The sequence below is a fragment of the Micromonospora lupini str. Lupac 08 genome (genome assembly GCF_000297395.2).
In the GTDB taxonomy this organism is placed as follows: domain Bacteria; phylum Actinomycetota; class Actinomycetes; order Mycobacteriales; family Micromonosporaceae; genus Micromonospora; species Micromonospora lupini.
Map to the genome: position 1 here is coordinate 4,453,893 of NZ_HF570108.1, position 14,860 is coordinate 4,468,752.

General features: G+C 71.1%; 11 protein-coding genes. 7 read left to right on the forward strand and 4 right to left on the reverse strand.

Features of this window, described 5'->3' with window-relative positions; genetic code table 11:
• The first annotated feature begins 82 nt into the window (after window positions 1–82).
• From MILUP08_RS21510 to MILUP08_RS21520, 3 genes are all read left to right on the forward strand, one after another.
• On the forward strand, window positions 83–2,536 hold the full coding sequence (locus tag MILUP08_RS21510; RefSeq protein ID WP_007461515.1) for an AAA family ATPase: 2,454 nt from the start codon (window positions 83–85) through the stop codon (window positions 2,534–2,536).
• Window positions 2,533–2,946, forward strand: a complete 414-nt coding sequence (locus MILUP08_RS21515; protein WP_007461517.1) for a hypothetical protein — start codon at window positions 2,533–2,535, stop codon at window positions 2,944–2,946. Before MILUP08_RS21510 ends, MILUP08_RS21515 begins: the two co-directional genes overlap by 4 nt.
• 188 nt (window positions 2,947–3,134) lie before the next feature.
• Window positions 3,135–4,370, forward strand: coding sequence for a chymotrypsin family serine protease (locus tag MILUP08_RS21520; RefSeq protein ID WP_007461522.1), 1,236 nt, complete (start codon window positions 3,135–3,137; stop codon window positions 4,368–4,370).
• Window positions 4,371–4,433: 63 nt separating this feature from the next.
• Here the strand turns inward: MILUP08_RS21520 and MILUP08_RS21525 are convergent, their stop codons facing one another.
• Together MILUP08_RS21525 and MILUP08_RS21530 are read right to left on the reverse strand one after the other, a co-directional pair.
• Window positions 4,434–5,204: a hypothetical protein gene (locus MILUP08_RS21525; RefSeq protein WP_007461525.1), complete on the reverse strand. Its 771-nt coding sequence runs from the start codon at window positions 5,202–5,204 to the stop codon at window positions 4,434–4,436.
• Window positions 5,191–5,703, reverse strand: a complete 513-nt coding sequence (locus MILUP08_RS21530) for a sigma-70 family RNA polymerase sigma factor (RefSeq protein WP_007461527.1) — start codon at window positions 5,701–5,703, stop codon at window positions 5,191–5,193. Before MILUP08_RS21530 ends, MILUP08_RS21525 begins: the two co-directional genes overlap by 14 nt.
• A 158-nt stretch (window positions 5,704–5,861) precedes the next feature.
• Between MILUP08_RS21530 and MILUP08_RS21535 the strand changes: the two genes are divergently transcribed.
• Window positions 5,862–6,356: a hypothetical protein gene (locus tag MILUP08_RS21535; RefSeq protein ID WP_007461529.1), complete on the forward strand. Its 495-nt coding sequence runs from the start codon at window positions 5,862–5,864 to the stop codon at window positions 6,354–6,356.
• 46 nt (window positions 6,357–6,402) lie between these two features.
• Complete coding sequence (locus tag MILUP08_RS21540) at window positions 6,403–7,239, forward strand: aldo/keto reductase (protein ID WP_007461531.1); 837 nt, start codon at window positions 6,403–6,405, stop codon at window positions 7,237–7,239.
• Between the two features lie 198 nt (window positions 7,240–7,437).
• On the opposite strand, the gene MILUP08_RS21545 is transcribed toward MILUP08_RS21540, so the two are convergent.
• Complete coding sequence (locus MILUP08_RS21545; RefSeq protein ID WP_007461534.1) at window positions 7,438–9,507, reverse strand: phosphocholine-specific phospholipase C; 2,070 nt, start codon at window positions 9,505–9,507, stop codon at window positions 7,438–7,440.
• Window positions 9,508–9,624: 117 nt separating this feature from the next.
• On the opposite strand from MILUP08_RS21545, the gene MILUP08_RS21550 reads away from it, so the two are divergent.
• Both MILUP08_RS21550 and MILUP08_RS21555 read left to right on the forward strand, forming a co-directional pair.
• The gene (locus tag MILUP08_RS21550) at window positions 9,625–10,653 is read left to right on the forward strand and encodes an SEC-C domain-containing protein (RefSeq protein WP_039906405.1); all 1,029 of its coding nucleotides are present in this window, start codon (window positions 9,625–9,627) and stop codon (window positions 10,651–10,653) included.
• A gap of 85 nt (window positions 10,654–10,738) precedes the next feature.
• Window positions 10,739–11,224, forward strand: coding sequence for a DUF2231 domain-containing protein (locus tag MILUP08_RS21555; protein ID WP_007461537.1), 486 nt, complete (start codon window positions 10,739–10,741; stop codon window positions 11,222–11,224).
• Between the two features lie 52 nt (window positions 11,225–11,276).
• On the opposite strand, the gene MILUP08_RS21560 is transcribed toward MILUP08_RS21555, so the two are convergent.
• Entirely contained in the window at window positions 11,277–14,627 is a 3,351-nt protein-coding gene (locus MILUP08_RS21560) for a S8 family peptidase (RefSeq protein WP_007461539.1), read from the reverse strand.
• Window positions 14,628–14,860: the final 233 nt, after the last annotated feature.

The window sequence follows — 14,860 nt, forward strand, 5'->3', positions numbered from 1 at the left end:
GCCGAAGCACCGACATCCACCGCTCACCCCGGGCGGGCCGACGAACCGTCGGTCCGCGGACCCCACACGCCTGGAGACGACAATGACCCAGCCTCCGCAGTCCACCGCGCCCCTGATCGAGCTGATCTTCGACCGGCTCGCCGCCGCCGCCGACGTACCGACCGAGACCGCCGAACTGGTCCTCGCCGCGCTCACCGGCGAGGCCGACCTGACCGCCGCCCTCGCCGGCACCCCGACCCGGCTCGACCCCCGCTCCCCCACCGGCGACGATCCAGCGGAACGGATCTGGTTGAAGTCGGTGACCGTGGCCGGGTTCCGCGGCGTCGGCCCGGAACGCACCCTGCAGATCGACCCCGGCCCGGGCCTCACCCTGCTCGTCGGCCGCAACGGCTCCGGCAAGTCCAGCTTCGCCGAGGCCGTCGAACTCGCCCTCACCGGCGACAGCGCCCGGTGGGCGGACAAGACAAGCGTCTGGCGTACGGGGTGGCGCAACCTGCACAACCCGGACCCGTGCTGGGTCGGCGTGGAGCTGCGCGTCGATGGCGTGGCCATGCCGACCCGGGTACACCGTGCCTGGCCGGTCGAGGCCGAGCTGGCCGACGCCGAGGTAACGGTAACCAGCGCTCGGGGGCGGCACGCCTGCCTCTCCGAACTGGGCCTGGCCCGGCCGCTGGAGCTGCACCGGCCGTTCCTCACCGCCGCCGAGTTGGGCAAGCTCGCCGCCGGCTCGCAGAGTCAGCTCTTCGACGCCCTCTTCGCGATCCTCGGGCTGGACGCGCTCACCGACGCCGATCAGCGTCTGCTGCGCGCCGCACGGCCACACGACACAGCCATCAAGGAGGTACGCGCACGGCGCGCGGCCCTGGTCGACATGCTCGACGGGATCGCCGACGAGCGGGCCCAGCGCACCGCGGCGCTGCTGCGCGGCCGGGGCACGGTCGATCTCGCGGCGGTGACGGCGATCCTCGATGAGCCGGACGAGGCGACCACCGACCAGGCGGTGCTGCTCTGCCGGGAACTCGCCGCCCTCGCTCCCCCACCGGCCGAGGAGGTGACTCGGTTGGCCGGTCAGCTACGGGCGGCGGCTGTCGAGGCCGAGCGATACGACGGCGGCCGGTCCCGGGCCGCGTTGCGTAGCGCCGAACTGCTCCGTCTCGCCCTCGAACACCACGAGGACGAGGGTGACGGCTCGTGCCCGGTTTGCGCCACCGGCACTCTCGACGGTGGGTGGCGTGCCGCCGCCGCGCAGACGCTCACCGATCTTCGGCAGCGCAGCGTTGCCGCCCAGACGGCGGGGACCCGGCTGACGGCCCTGCTCCGGCAGACGCACCACCTGATCGACGACCTCGCGGTGCCCGAGGGCTCCGGGGCGGAGCCACCTGTCGGTGCGCTGCGCGACGCCGTGGCCGCGCTGCGGCGCGTACCCGGAGAGCCGGCCGAGCTGGCCGACCACCTGGCAGCGTGGTACCCGGCCGTGGTGGCGGCGGCCGACGCGGCCCGCGCGTACGCCGAGGGTTTTCTGCGGCAGCGTGACACCGGCTGGCGCGCGGCGGCGGCGGACGTGCGGCGGTGGGTGGTCGCCGCCAACGGGCTGCGGGCGCGGGAGGCGACCCTGGCCCGGTTGAAGGCCGCGCGCGCCTGGCTGAAGAACGCTGGTACGGACATTCGCAACGAGCGGGTCGCGCCGTTCGCCGGGCACTCGCAGCGGATCTGGGCGCAACTACGCCAAGAGAGCAACATCGAGTTGGGGGCGATGACGCTGGAGGGCGCGAACACCAGGCGGCGGGTCTCCTTTCCGGTCAGCGTCGACGGCGCCGACAACGGCACTGCCCTCGGGGTGATGAGCCAGGGTGAGATGCAGGCACTCGGGTTGGCCACTTTCCTGCCGCGCAGTTGCGCGCCGGAGAGCCCGTTCCGCTTCATCGTGGTCGACGACCCGGTGCAGAGCATGGATCCGTCGAAGGTGGACGGTCTCGCGCGGGTGCTCGCCGCGCTGGCCGAGCAGCGGCAGGTGATCGTGTTCACCCACGACACGCGACTGCCCGACGCGGTCACTCGGCTCGGTGTCGGCGACGCCCGCGTCATCGAGGTGCACCGCGCGGAGAAGTCCGTGGTGACCCTGCGGCCCGGCTCCGATCCGGTGACCCGCTACCTGGACGACGCGCACGCGTTGTCGCGCAACGAGGAGATCCCGGGCGAGGTACGCGGTCCGGTGGTGGCGGAGCTGTGCCGCTCGGCCGTGGAGGCGGCCTGCCATCGGGTGGTCTGGCGAGTACGGGTGGCCCGGGGCGTCCCGCACGACGACATCGAGGCGGCCATCGAGGCGGCGTCGCGACGGCTGGCCACCATCGTCGCGTTGGCACTGTTCGACGACCCCGACCGGGGTGGTGCCGTGCGTAACGAGCTGCTGCGCCGACACGGGCGGCGAGCCGTGGACGCGTACCAGGCGTGCCGGAAAGGCGTGCACGGCGCGTACCTGGCGGACCTGCCCGGACTGGTCGCGGACGCCCGCCTCCTCGCAACGGCGCTGTGGTGACCGCGCCGACGCCGCAACGCTGCCTGGCGGCGGCCGACCAGCTACTGCGCGGGTCCGGCCTGCTGGGCAGCGCGGCAGTGACCGCGGGCTGGTGGCCTCGCGCGTGCGCCTGCCTGATCCGGCTCGCCCTCGAAGGTGGCATCGACGCGTACTGGAGGCGGGTGAAACCGGCCGTGGCGGCGTGCCGGCAGGGCCGCGCGAAGCAGTTGATGCTGCGTGGCCGGCTCGGACCGGGCACCGAAACCGCCCGGCGGGTGGCGTTCGCCTGGGCGACGCTCTCCACCGCCACGCACCACCACTGCTACGAGTTGGGACCCACGGCAGCGGAGCTGCGTCGCCTGCACAGCGAGGTCAGCGCCCTGCTCGAACGACTTCAGCCGACCGCCAGCACCACGACCCGGATGGGATGAGCCGCCTACCGCACGAGTGCGTGCTTGTCGCGCACGCAAGAACAGGAAGGAAGTCTCCGTTCATGGTCATGTGATACCCGCATTATTTGGTGCAGATCATCCTTTGTGCGGGTTGGCCCGACGGGGCATCAGTATCGATCACGGTCAAATAATGTCTGCCTCCTCAATTCAATACGAGGAGGACGTGGATGTCCACAATGCGGGGGGCTGCCGTCATCGCGGCGACCTTGATGGCAACGACTGGAATGCTGAGCAGCCCGGCCGCGGCCGATCCGCCTCGGTTGACGAACCAGCAGATTGCGGCCATGTCGCCAAGCGAGCAAGGCGTTCTGCTACAGCCACTGCGGGATATCGCGGATGCGGCCGCTTCGGTCGGTGCCGGGTCTCACAACGGCGTCTTCTCCGGGCTTGAGCTGGATGGGACGACCGGAACGGTCAAGATTTATCTGACGGATCCCGGCGCCGCGAAGAGCTTCCTTGCTGCGGTGAGGAAGACCGATCCGACGATCGAAGCCGACCGGATCGAGCTGAAGCAGGGGCGTCACACTCTGCGCGAGTTGAAGTCGGCGGGTGAACGACTCATCAACGAGCAGCAGCGTACGGACCTGTCGATCGAGAGCGTGGCGGTCCCCGCCGACGGCAGTGGTCTGACGGTTCGTGCCCGGGATGTCGTACGCGTTGCGGAGGCGTTGACACCGTCCGCCGTCGCTCGGCGGCCCGTCGCCGAACTCGTCGGCGTTCCTACCGTCGTCGAGCCGGCTCCCGCGACAGCCGACGTGTCGCGACGGCGGGACACCCCTCAGTGGATCTCCGGCGCAGCCCTGACCAGGCCCGGAACAACGCAGAGCCAGGGATACGACTGCTCGTCCGGGCTGCCTGCCCGCCGGAACTCCGACGGGCGGTCCTTCCTCATCACGGCTGCGCATTGCTTCGCCAACAGCGTGACGGTCTACACCGGGTGGGAGGGCGGTGGACGCAACAAGATCGGAGTTACCACCGCCCGATCCGACTACTACGACGCGGTGGCAATCGACACCTCCTCCACGGGCACGACAGCGAGCCGGACGTGGGACGGAAAGCCGGGCAACTACACGGTCAACGACGTGACCAGTTCTGCTCTCTCCTACGCTGGGGACTGGGTCTGCCACACGGGCTATGTCTCCGGTGTCGTGTGCGGCGTCCAGGTGACCAAGAGCTGGCTCACCTGGGTGGGGTCCAATGGCATCACTCACGGCGGCGTCGAGGGCCAGCAACGCGACGGCCTCCAGGCGGTTCGAGGCGGTGACAGTGGAGGACTTGTGTTCAACGTCAGTGCCAACGTTCGTCAGGCTCGCGGGATCGCGAGCGCGGGTAACGGCACGATGATGAGGTGGACGGAGGCGCCGGCCATCTTCAACGTCTTCGGAATGTCACTCGCGCCCTGACTCTGACATCGACGCACTCCCTGCGGGGCCCTGCAGTCGGGGCTGCGCGGGGAGAGCGTCGTTTCAGCCCGGCAGTGCCGCTTTCACCACCAGCGAGGCGGCAGGCGGCGGGAGCGGAACATTGATAACGAGGTCCTCCCCGCGGTCTTCGAGCGGGCCGAGCACCACGGCGACCTCGTAGCGATTGGGCTCGGCCCAGATCTCGGACCAGGTCAGGGATGGGCACAGCAGCTCTCGCGGACCGAGCTGCTGTTGGTGAGGTTTGCCGGGAGTGAGAACGAACCCATATCCGATCGCGTCGACGCTCTGGGCCCTGGTGTCGCCCGGATTGTTGACCATCGGCCCTCCGCCGACAATGACGCCGTCCTTCAGGTAGAGCACCTGAAGGAGTGACGGCGGACTGGAGATCACCTGGACCGCCCGCGTGGCGACGAATGTCACGGTTACCGCGGGACCCGAGTGGCTGTTCACCTTGGCTACCGAGGACACCTCTGCCGTGAGGATGCCTTCCGAAGGTGAACCGGGGTGGTCGTAGCGGTCGCCGCAGAGGTACACCCCAGGCTCCTCTTCGGTGGCGGCGGTAGACCCGGTGGGAGTCGACGGCCTCGGTGTGGCGCCCGTGTCGGTGATCGGGCCACCGCCACCGAAGATCCCGGCCGCGGCGACCGTCACCAGCGAGACCACCATGATCGAAGCCGCGCCGGCGCCGGCCGCCAGGACATTGCGCCGTCGTCGGACACGTGCACGCAGGCGATCGGTGGCGAACGACGGCGGAGCGGCGCGGTCTGCCAAGTTCGCAAGCCGCTCCCGGAAAAGACGATCATCGGACGGCACAGTCGTCCTCCCTGGTGTCGTCATCCAGCAGCCCGGCCAGGCGGCGTCTGCCGTCGTGCAGGTAGCGCTTCACCGAGCCGGCGGCGCAGCCGAGGTGCGCGGCGATTTCCGGAATGGGTAGATCAACGTGGTAGTAGAGGACGACACACGCCCGTTGTCGTGGGGTGAGGGCCAGGAGCGCCGCCCGTAGGTCATGTCGCGCATCGACGGAAGGCGAGTCGTCCTCGGTCCGGTCCGGTGCCACCGCGAACGGCATCACCCGCCGCCACACGTCGCGCCGGCGGACCCGGTCGAGGTAGAGGTTGAGGACGGCCTTGCGGACGTACTGCTCGGGGTTGTCGATCTCGTCGCGTCGGGGCCGGGTGAATGCCCGCACCAACGCGTCCTGCACCAGGTCTTCGGCGTCGCTGTCGTTGCCGCACAGCAGGTAGGCGTAGCGCTTCAGCGCCGCGCCTCTGGTGTTGACGAGATCCGTCAGCACCTGCTCCCAACCGGCCACAACAGGGTCCCCTCGGCGTTGTCCTCAGTATCTTGGACGAACCAGAGGCCGCTCCGGTTGGGGCACGACCGATACCATCGGCGAGTCACCGGGTGTCAGCGGCGGCGAAGGACCGCAGCGGCAGGCTCCCGGCCCGGACCGGAGGGGTGGACGTTCCGATGGTTGACCTACGCGCCGGGCTCCTGGCGACGACGCTCGTCATCGCCCTCGCGGGATGCTCCGACAGTGCCCCGGATGGGGGGCCGCCAGACCGGACCGCCAGCGCGAGCCCGGCACCGGTACGGACCGACAGGGACCCGATCGCCGAACGGTTTCCGCGCCTCGGCACCTTCATCGACGTCCACTGGCAGACGGCACCGGCCGGGGCTGACAGCCGCGTCACCGTGCCGGGCCCGACCGACACGCGCATCGAGGCACTTGTCGTGCTGCGACCCGACACCATTGCCACAACCATCAAGGGGTACGAGTGGCAGCCCGCTCCGCCCGGTTGGGAGGCGTCGGTGAGCACCGAGTTGCGTCCGTTCCTGCCCACCGGTGGGACCTGGCAGGTCAGCGAGAAGTACGCCGAGGACGTGCGGACGGCACAGTACGGCGGCACCGTCTATCTCGACGCCGGCAGCGGCACGGTCTTCCTGCGGGTCATCGACAGTTGACCCAGCCGACGGGTGACGCGCCACTCGTACGGGTAGGGTCCCGATCATGGCGATTCCCCACCTGACGGCCGCCGACGGCACCTCGCTGCCGGCGATCGGGCTCGGCACGTACCAACTGAACGGCGCGGCGGGCGTCGACGCGATCGGTCAGGCGATCCGGGCGGGTTACCGGCTGATCGACTCGGCGGTGAACTACGAGAACGAGGGCGCGGTCGGCCGGGCCGCCCGTGCGGCGGACGGCGTACGCGGCGAGCTGGTCGTCACCTCGAAGCTGCCGGGGCGGCACCACAGCTTCGACGAGGCACTGACCACCATCGAGGAGAGTGTCTACCGCACCGGTCTGAACCGGATCGACCTCTACCTGATCCACTGGCCGAACCCGAAGGTCGACAGGTACGTGCAGGCGTGGCGAGCGCTGATCGAGGCTCGGGAGCGCGGGCTGGTCCGACACATCGGCCTGTCCAACTTCCTGCCTGAGCACATCGACCGGCTGGTGGCCGAGACCGGGGTCGCCCCGGTGGTCAACCAGATCGAGGTGCACCCGTACTTCCCGCAGCAGGAGGCGATCGACTACCACCGGGAGCACGGGATCCTCGTGCAGGGCTGGAGCCCGCTGGGGCACGGCAACGACCTGCAACAGCACCCGACGCTCGTGGAGATCGCGGCTGCCCACGGCATCAGCCCGGCGCAGGCCATCCTCGCCTGGCACGTGGCCCGCCAGGTGATCCCGCTGCCCAAGGCCGCCTCCCCGCAGCGCCAGATCGAGAACCTGGACGTCTTCGGGGTCCAGCTCACCGACGCGGAGATCGAGGCCATCACCGCGCTGGGCCGCGCGGACGGGCGGCTCGCGGACCAGGATCCGGCGGTGTACGAGGAGTTCTGACGTACCCGCTGACGGCGGGTGGGGTGGGCGTCAGCGCCCGACGACGACCGCATGCCGTAGCCCGGTGTCGCGTTGCCGGCGGTGGCGGGCTGAGGGCCGCGCACCAACGGCCTGGGCGTCGCCGCCACGAAGCGTGACCTCCGGACGGGCGGACGTGCGTCACCCGGGCCGGACCGGCCCGGGTGACCGCGACGTCGTTCAGACGAGCCCGCCGAGCGACGGGTCGCTGATGCTGTCCTTGCCGTTCTCGACGTGGCCGGCGTACCGGCACGCGAAGCCGGCGTCACCCGCGACGGTGAGAGTCAGGTCGTACCAGCCGTGGGTGCGGGTGAGCGCCCACGTCGCCCGCTCGGTCTCGCCGGGCCGCAGCGACAGCGTGACCGGCCGGGAGTGGTACCCGTCCCGGACGGTCACCTCGACCCGCTTCGCGCCCCGGTTGCCCAGCGTGAGGACGATCTGGTGGTGGTGCTCGTCGTACGAGGCGGTGACGTCGACGTGCGACCGGCCGCCCGCGAAGCGGCGGTGGAAGCCGTTCGGCCCGTGCACCGACAGGTCGTAGGACGAGTCGACAGTCCAGGTGTCGGTGAGGCGCTTGCCCGGCTCGACCGTGTAGCTGCGCGGGGCCGCCGTGCTGCCGGCCTGACGGACCTGGAAGACCGCGGCAGCGCCGCCGGTGTTGCGGAAGTCGATCCGGTACGCGCCGTCGGCGACGTGGCCGTCGGCGTGCAGGGTGTACGGGATGGCCCGCGCCGGACGTACGCCGCGCTCCTGGCGAGGCAACCGCCCCTCGACCGGAGGCACCGGCACCTCGTCGGGGTGCCGAACAAGGTCGTCGGGCTTGAAGTCGTCGGTGTCCGGGAGCGTGACCTCACGCGACCGGTTCGGGTGCCGGAAGTCGAAGGCCGTGGTGAGGTCGCCGACGACGGCCCGTCGCCACGGGGTGATGTTCTTCTCGATCAGGTCCGGTCGGCCCTGCCCGAACCGCGTCTCCAGGAACTTGATCAGCGACGTGTGGTCGAAGACTTGGGAGTTCACGTAACCGCCGCGCGTCCACGGCGAAACGATGACCATCGGTACGCGGACGCCGAGGCCGTACGGGCCGGCCGGGTGGTCCGCGTCGCCGGGGAAGATCTCGTTGGTGGTCGGCACTGTCGACTGCCCGTGCTCGCGGGTCTGCGGAGGCGTCGGCGGGACCACGTGGTCGAAGAAGCCACCCTCCTCGTCGTACGTGATGAAGAGCGCCATCTTGCTCCACACCTCGGGGTGCGCGGCGAGGATGTCGATGACCTGCGAGATGTACCAGGCGCCGAACGCCGGTCCCCAGTTCGGGTGCTCGGTGAACGCCTCGGGCGCGGTGATCCAGGAGACCTCCGGCAGGCGTCCGGCCTCGACGTCGGCCCGGAAGTCGGCGAGCAGCGCCTCCGGGTCGCGACCCTGGGTGCGGATCTCCGTGCCGGTCTTGGCGCGATCCGCGAGGGGCGTCCCGGGCTGCGCGTTCTGGTACTTGTGGAAGTAGAGCAGCGAGTTGTCGCCGTAGTTGCCGATGTAGGGGTCGTTCGTCCAGCCCCAGGAGCCGGCGGCGTTCAGGCCGGTGCCGACGTCCTGGTAGATCTTCCAGGAGATGCCGTTGCGCTCCAGCCGCTCCGGGTACGTCGACCAGTCGTAGCCGGCCTCCGCGTTGGTGATGACCGGGCCGCCGCCCCTGCCGTCGTTGCCGACCCAGCCGCTCCACATGTGGTAGCGGTTCGGGTCGGTCGGGCCCATCAGCGAGCAGTGGTAGCTGTCGCAGACGGTGAACGCGTCGGCGAGCGCGTAGTGGTAGGGCAGGTCCTGGCGGGTGTGGTACGTCATCGCGGTGACGCCCTTGTTGGGCACCCACCCGTCGAACCGACCGTCGTTCCAGGCGGCGTGCCCGTCGTTCCAGCCGTGCGGCGGGTCCGGCAGGAAGGTCTGCCCGAGGTCCTTCACCTCGGGGCGGAACGGCAGCAACTCGTCCGTGCCGTTGGGCTGGTGCCACACGTCCTTGCCGGACGGCAGTGTCGCCGGATGCGGGTCACCGAAGCCGCGTACGCCCCGCATGCTGCCGAAGTAGTGGTCGAATGATCGATTCTCCTGCATAAGGATGATCACGTGCTCGACGTCGTCGATCGAGCCGGTCCGGTTGTTCGCCGGAATGGCGAGAGCCTTGCTGAGATCCAACGGAAGCGCCGCGCCGATCGCGGGAACTCCCATTGCCTTGAGGAACGTACGGCGATCCACCGTGCCCATAGCTCACCCTTTGTGCGGTCCGGTCGAGAAGCTGGCGATCTGACGCTAGCGAGGACTGGTTGACGGCAGATGGCCATAATTCGGCCGGGTGGAAGCACCCCGACGTACCGTGAGGTCGTGCCGACGAGAGACGTACTCACTAAGGCTGACCTCGCCGAACTCCGCCGCTCGGCGCTCGGGACGGCCGATCCGCTCGGTGTCGCCGCCGACATCGCCGAGGCGGTCGCGCAGGGCCGGCTGGAGGATCCGGACGACGCCGGTGACGCGCTGACCCTGGCCGCCGAGATCGCCCAGATCCGGGCCCGGCCCGACGCCGCGCTGCGGTACGCCGACCAGGCGCTGGCGGCGTACCCGTCCGCCGACGATCCCCGGGCCGGCGTCGCCCGCGCGCTGCGCGCCCGGGTGATGTTCCTAGCCGGCGACCGGGACGACGAGGCGATGGCGGAGCTGACCGCGTTGCGCCCGTTGCTGCTCACGCAGCCCGACGCGCCCGCGTACGTCAGCGCGGCGCTGGACGCCGCCGGCCGCTCGGCGATCGCCGAGCGCTGGCTCAGCGAGGCGGTCGACACCCTGCTCGGCGAGCGCGCCACCGCCGCCGGGCAGCCGCCGGCCGACCCGGAGGTCGGCCCGCCGGACGCGCCCGGTGTGCTCTTCCTCCTGCTGCAACAGCGCCATCGCGTACGCCGGGATCTCAACCTGCCGCACGACCGGCAGGACGATCTGGCCGACCGCCTGGAGAACCAGCTCGTCCGCCGGGCCGCGGAGCGGCAGGGCGGCGAGACGGATCTGCTGCTCTGGCCCCGACCCGAGTTCGACCGTCTGCTCGCCGAGCACCCCGAGCTGACCGACGTGTACGGGCCGGACTGGGACGCGCACCGGGCCCGGCTGGAGAAGGAGCTGGTCCGGCTGACGGGCGCCGGCCGGAGCGGGCTGGGTGTGTTCCGCGCGAGCGTGGCCGGTCTGGACGCGTTCGCCGGTCGACGCGACGGTGATCCGACCGACGCGGCGGTCCGGGCCGGCTACGCGGCCGAGGTGTCGGCGCGACCCGGCGCGCGGGTCCCGTGGCCACCCGAGCGCAACGACACGTGCTGGTGCGGCTCCGGCCTGAAGTACAAGAAGGACTGCCTGCCGCGCTCGCGCAGTTGAGCGTTGGCGCTGGGCACGCTCAGTCGGTACCGATAGCCTCCATGCCTGGATCATCGAGATCCGCCATGGCCGGAGGAGTCGCCGAATGTTCGAGGAGTTCATGGGCATCCCCGCCCACCCGCTCGTGCTGCACGCCGCGGTCGTGTTCGTGCCGCTGCTGGCTCTCCTGACGATCGCCTACGCGCTCGTCCCGCTGGTCCGACCGCACACCCGCTGGGTGTTGGGCCTGCTCGCCGTGGGCGCGCCGATCTGCGCGCTGCTGGCGAAGTTCTCCGGTGACGCCTTCTTCGAGCGCATGCGCTCGGCCAACCGGGTCACGCCGGAGTTTCTCCCGAAGCTGGAGGCGCACCAGCACTTCGGTGACCTCACCCTGTACGCGGCGATCGGGCTGGCGGTCGTGGCGCTGGCCCTGGTCTGGTTCGTCCCGCCGCGAACCGCCGAGGGCGTACGCCCCGGTCGGGCGCTGACCCTGGCGTTGCAGGTGTTGTCGCTGGTGGCCGCCGGCATCGCCGTCTACTACGTGGTCCGCACCGGCGACTCCGGGGCGAAGGCGGTCTGGGAGGGCCAGTGACGCACGCGGGTGCGGCCCGGCCGGAGCCTGACCGCACCCGCGCTTCGACACCTCAGCCGGCGTGGTACGCCCGGATGATGGTCTGGTCGATGCCGCTGCCGCCGTTGCCGGCGGCCCGCACGCGCAGCGAGACTGCCTGCCCGGACGCGGCCTTCGGCAGGTCGACCCGGTAGGCGTCGCCGCTGCCGGTGACCCGGGCGGCCTTCCAGGTGGCGCCGTCGTCGGTCGAGGTCCAGACCTGCATCGACGTCACCTTCTGCGCCTTGACACCGTGCGCCTGCCGGACGGCCAGCTCGGCCGTTCCGCCGACCGGGTGGTTGGTGGTGTCCATCGGCAGGGCGTAGTCGAGCGCGAGCAGCGGCAACGGCACGCTGCCGGTGCCGTCCGGCCCGGCGGACCGGAACGTCCACGAGGTGGTGACCCTGGTCGAGATCGGCAGGATCAGGCTCGTGTCGACGTCGAGGCTCACCCGGTAGTCGGCCATCGCCTGCCCGACGGTGAAGTCACCGAACGGGCCGCTGCGCTCGTCGAGCAGCGTGCCGTTGCGGTACAGCGACAGGGTGCGCTTCACGCCGATCGTCTCGCCGTACAGGCAGTCGGCACGCTGGTGCTGGTCGGTAAGCGTCACCAGGTCGATGTGCAGGTTGCCCCGGGTCCGCGAGGGCGGGGTGGCGCAGCTCCAGCCGTCGCCGGCCGGGTCGTCGTACCACCCGGAGTGCAGGGGCTGACGCGCCCAGACCTTGCTCTGCCGGCTACCCGGCCGGTAGCTGCGGGGCGCCTCGTCGGCGCCCAGGCCGCCGTAGACGCCCTGGTCGGCCCAGAGGATGTCGGGCGAGAGGTAGTCGGTCCGGTACGGCGGCAGGTTCCCCTCGTGGGTCTGGGTCACCGGCACACCGTCGCGGGTGAGGCCGGTGCGGACCAGCCCGGTGAACATCTCCGGCGAGTCCGTCTGGTGGAACCGCTCGTCGATCCGGGCCAGTGTGGCCTGCTCGGACCGACTCACCCGGTACGCCGGGTCGGCCGGCACGCCGCCGACGTACTCGTGCACGAGGTTGTAGCGGTACGGCGCGGCGGTGCCGGCCGGCGAGTCCAGGTTGGCCGCCGCCCAGGTGCGCAGCGATCCGATCCCGGGCTTCGGCAGCGCGGTGCTGCGGACCGTGGTGGCCCTCCCGTACCCGCTGATCTGGTGCCACCAGGACAGGCCGTTCACCGAGGTCTGCACGTTTGTGAAGTCGACCCGGGTGGGCGTGGTGGGCGCCCCGTCGACCGTGACCGTCACCGGCCTGGCCCCCGCCGGGTCGAGCGTCACGCTCCGGGCGCCGCGCACGTCCAGGTCGGTCTCGCCGGCGAGCGTCGTCTCCAGCACGTCGCTGTCGACGTAGTACGCGACGGAGGCGCCGAAGACCGCGTACCGGCCGGCCGGAACCCGCAGGGTGAAGGTGTCACCGGGCGTACCGCCGCCCCCCTCGCGGTAGACGAGGGGATCGGTGAGGTTGGTGACCGTGAGGTTGATCCAGCTCTCCGCGCCGTCGCGCAGGCCGGGCAGCGGCTTCGTGTGGATCGTCAGGTCGTAGCTGGGCTGCTCGACGTAGAAGCTCACCGGCGTGGTCGCGACCACCCTGTGCCCGGTGCGGGCGGTGACGGTGGCCAGGTAGAAGCCCGGGCGGCTGGCCAGCGCCGCGCGGTTGATCCGCAGCGTCGCGTCCGCCGTGGCGCCGCGCTTGAGCGTCAGCCGGCCCGTCGAGAGCGACGCCGCGCCGTGGGGCACCGGCTGACCGTCGTGGTTGACGAGCGACACGTCGAGGTCGAGGACCGTCGTGGCCGGGGTGGACCCGCCGGTCCAGCTCAGCGTCGTGTCGCTGTGCCCGGACTGCGGGTACGCGAAGGTGCCGAGGTTGACCACCGGCTGGTTGCTGGTCGGGCCGCCGAGGGCCCGGGCCGCGTTGAGCCGGCCGGCCCCGACGGCGTACGCGTCGACGCCGATCAGCGGGTCGGCGGCGCCGACGAGGGCGGCCTTGAGCCGGTCGCCGGTCCAGTCCGGATGCCGCTGGGCGAGCAGCGCCGCGGCGCCCGCCACGTGCGGGCTGGCCATCGAGGTGCCACTGAGGCCCTCGTAGTACCTGTCGATCGGGTCCTGGAGGTTGGTGCCGGCGGCACGGGCGGCGACGATGTCGACGCCGGGCGCGACCAGTTCCGGCTTGGCCACGTGGCTGGTGACCAGTGGGCCTCGGCTGGAGAAGTCAGCGAGTTTGTCGTCGCGGTCGACGGCGCCGACGGTGAGCGCGCTGCTGGCCGAGCCGGGCGAGGAGATCTCGGCGCCGCTGTTGCCGGCGGCGATGACGAAGAGCGCACCGGTGGACTTGCTCAGGCCGTCCACGGCGAGCGAGAGCGGGTCGCTGCCGTCGTCCGGGGCGCTCCCGCCGAGGCTCATGTTGATGACGTCGGCGCGGGCGGCGGCCCACTCCATGCCGGCGATGATGCCGGAGTCGGCGCCGGAGCCGTGGTCGTCGAGGACCTTGCCGATCACCAGCTTGGCGTCGGGCGCCACGCCACGACGCTGGCCGTGGGCGGCCGCCCCGGTTCCGGCGATGGTCGACGCGACGTGCGTACCGTGGCCGTTGTGGTCGACGGCGTCACCGCCCTCGGCGGTGAAGTCGGCCCGCTCGACGACCCGGCCGGCCAGGTCGGGGTGGGTGAAATCGGCGCCGGTGTCGAGCACCGCGACCCGCACGCCCGTGCCCGTGTAGCCGGCCTTCCACGCCTCCGGCGCGGCGATCTGGTCCAGGTTGGGGTCCAGTTTTCCGTGCTTGTCGGCCTCGGTCAGGGCGGTGGCGCGGACCTTGCGGTCGAGCCAGACCTTTTTGGCGCCGGCGAGCAGCGAGGTGGTCGCGAGCTTCGCGCCGGCCGGGCTCTTCTTGGGTACGTGGCCGGCCACCGCGCCGATGCTGGGCAGGGACCGCACGTCGCCGAGCGCGGCCACCCGGGCCGACGCGGTGGCGGGCTGCACGATGACCGGCAGGTCGGCGGTGGTCTCGTCGTCGTACCCGTCGGCTATCAGCGCGGTGACGTCGAAGAGGTCGGGGTCGAGGATCGAGCCGATCTGGGACTCGACGCGAGCGGGCAGGACGTGCAGGTGGCCGTCCGGGCCGCAGGTCTGGCGGATCACCGCGTTCGCGTCGACCGGCCGCACCGTGGCCTGCGGGCATCCCGAGCCGGTGCTCCGGACGGTCACCACGTCCCCGGTGAGCAGGGTGACGGTGTGGGTCTCGGGGCTGGCGGAGGCGCCGGGTGCGCCCGTCGGGGCTCCTCCGCTGGGACCGGCTGTGGCGGTGCCGCCGGGCACGGCGGTCAGCGCCGTGGCCGTGACGGCGACGGCCAGCAGCCAGCGCGTTTTCCTGAGCATCTGGTTTCCTGTCTCATGTGGACAAATGCGCCTCTTGGGCGACTTTTGCAAGATCATAAGGCCGTGTACGTGATCTTCAAGGGTTCGCGAGGGAGCAATTTCTCGCCGACCTGAACGGGATTTCCGCCGCGTGTCGACGCCGGTTCCCATTCGATGTCGGTTCGATTGCCGCAGCCTTCCTATGTGAACGAAAGCCGCATCCCCGTGCGAAGGGATCGACGCGACGCCCACTC

Coding starts and splice junctions, on each gene's coding strand:
- MILUP08_RS21510 (WP_007461515.1), top strand. CDS start 83: ATGACCCAGCCTCCGCAGTCCACCGCGCCCCTGATCGAGCTGATCTTC.
- MILUP08_RS21520 (WP_007461522.1), top strand. CDS start 3,135: ATGTCCACAATGCGGGGGGCTGCCGTCATCGCGGCGACCTTGATGGCA.
- MILUP08_RS21535 (WP_007461529.1), top strand. CDS start 5,862: ATGGTTGACCTACGCGCCGGGCTCCTGGCGACGACGCTCGTCATCGCC.
- MILUP08_RS21540 (WP_007461531.1), top strand. CDS start 6,403: ATGGCGATTCCCCACCTGACGGCCGCCGACGGCACCTCGCTGCCGGCG.
- MILUP08_RS21545 (WP_007461534.1), bottom strand. CDS start 9,507: ATGGGCACGGTGGATCGCCGTACGTTCCTCAAGGCAATGGGAGTTCCC.
- MILUP08_RS21555 (WP_007461537.1), top strand. CDS start 10,739: ATGTTCGAGGAGTTCATGGGCATCCCCGCCCACCCGCTCGTGCTGCAC.
- MILUP08_RS21560 (WP_007461539.1), bottom strand. CDS start 14,627: ATGCTCAGGAAAACGCGCTGGCTGCTGGCCGTCGCCGTCACGGCCACG.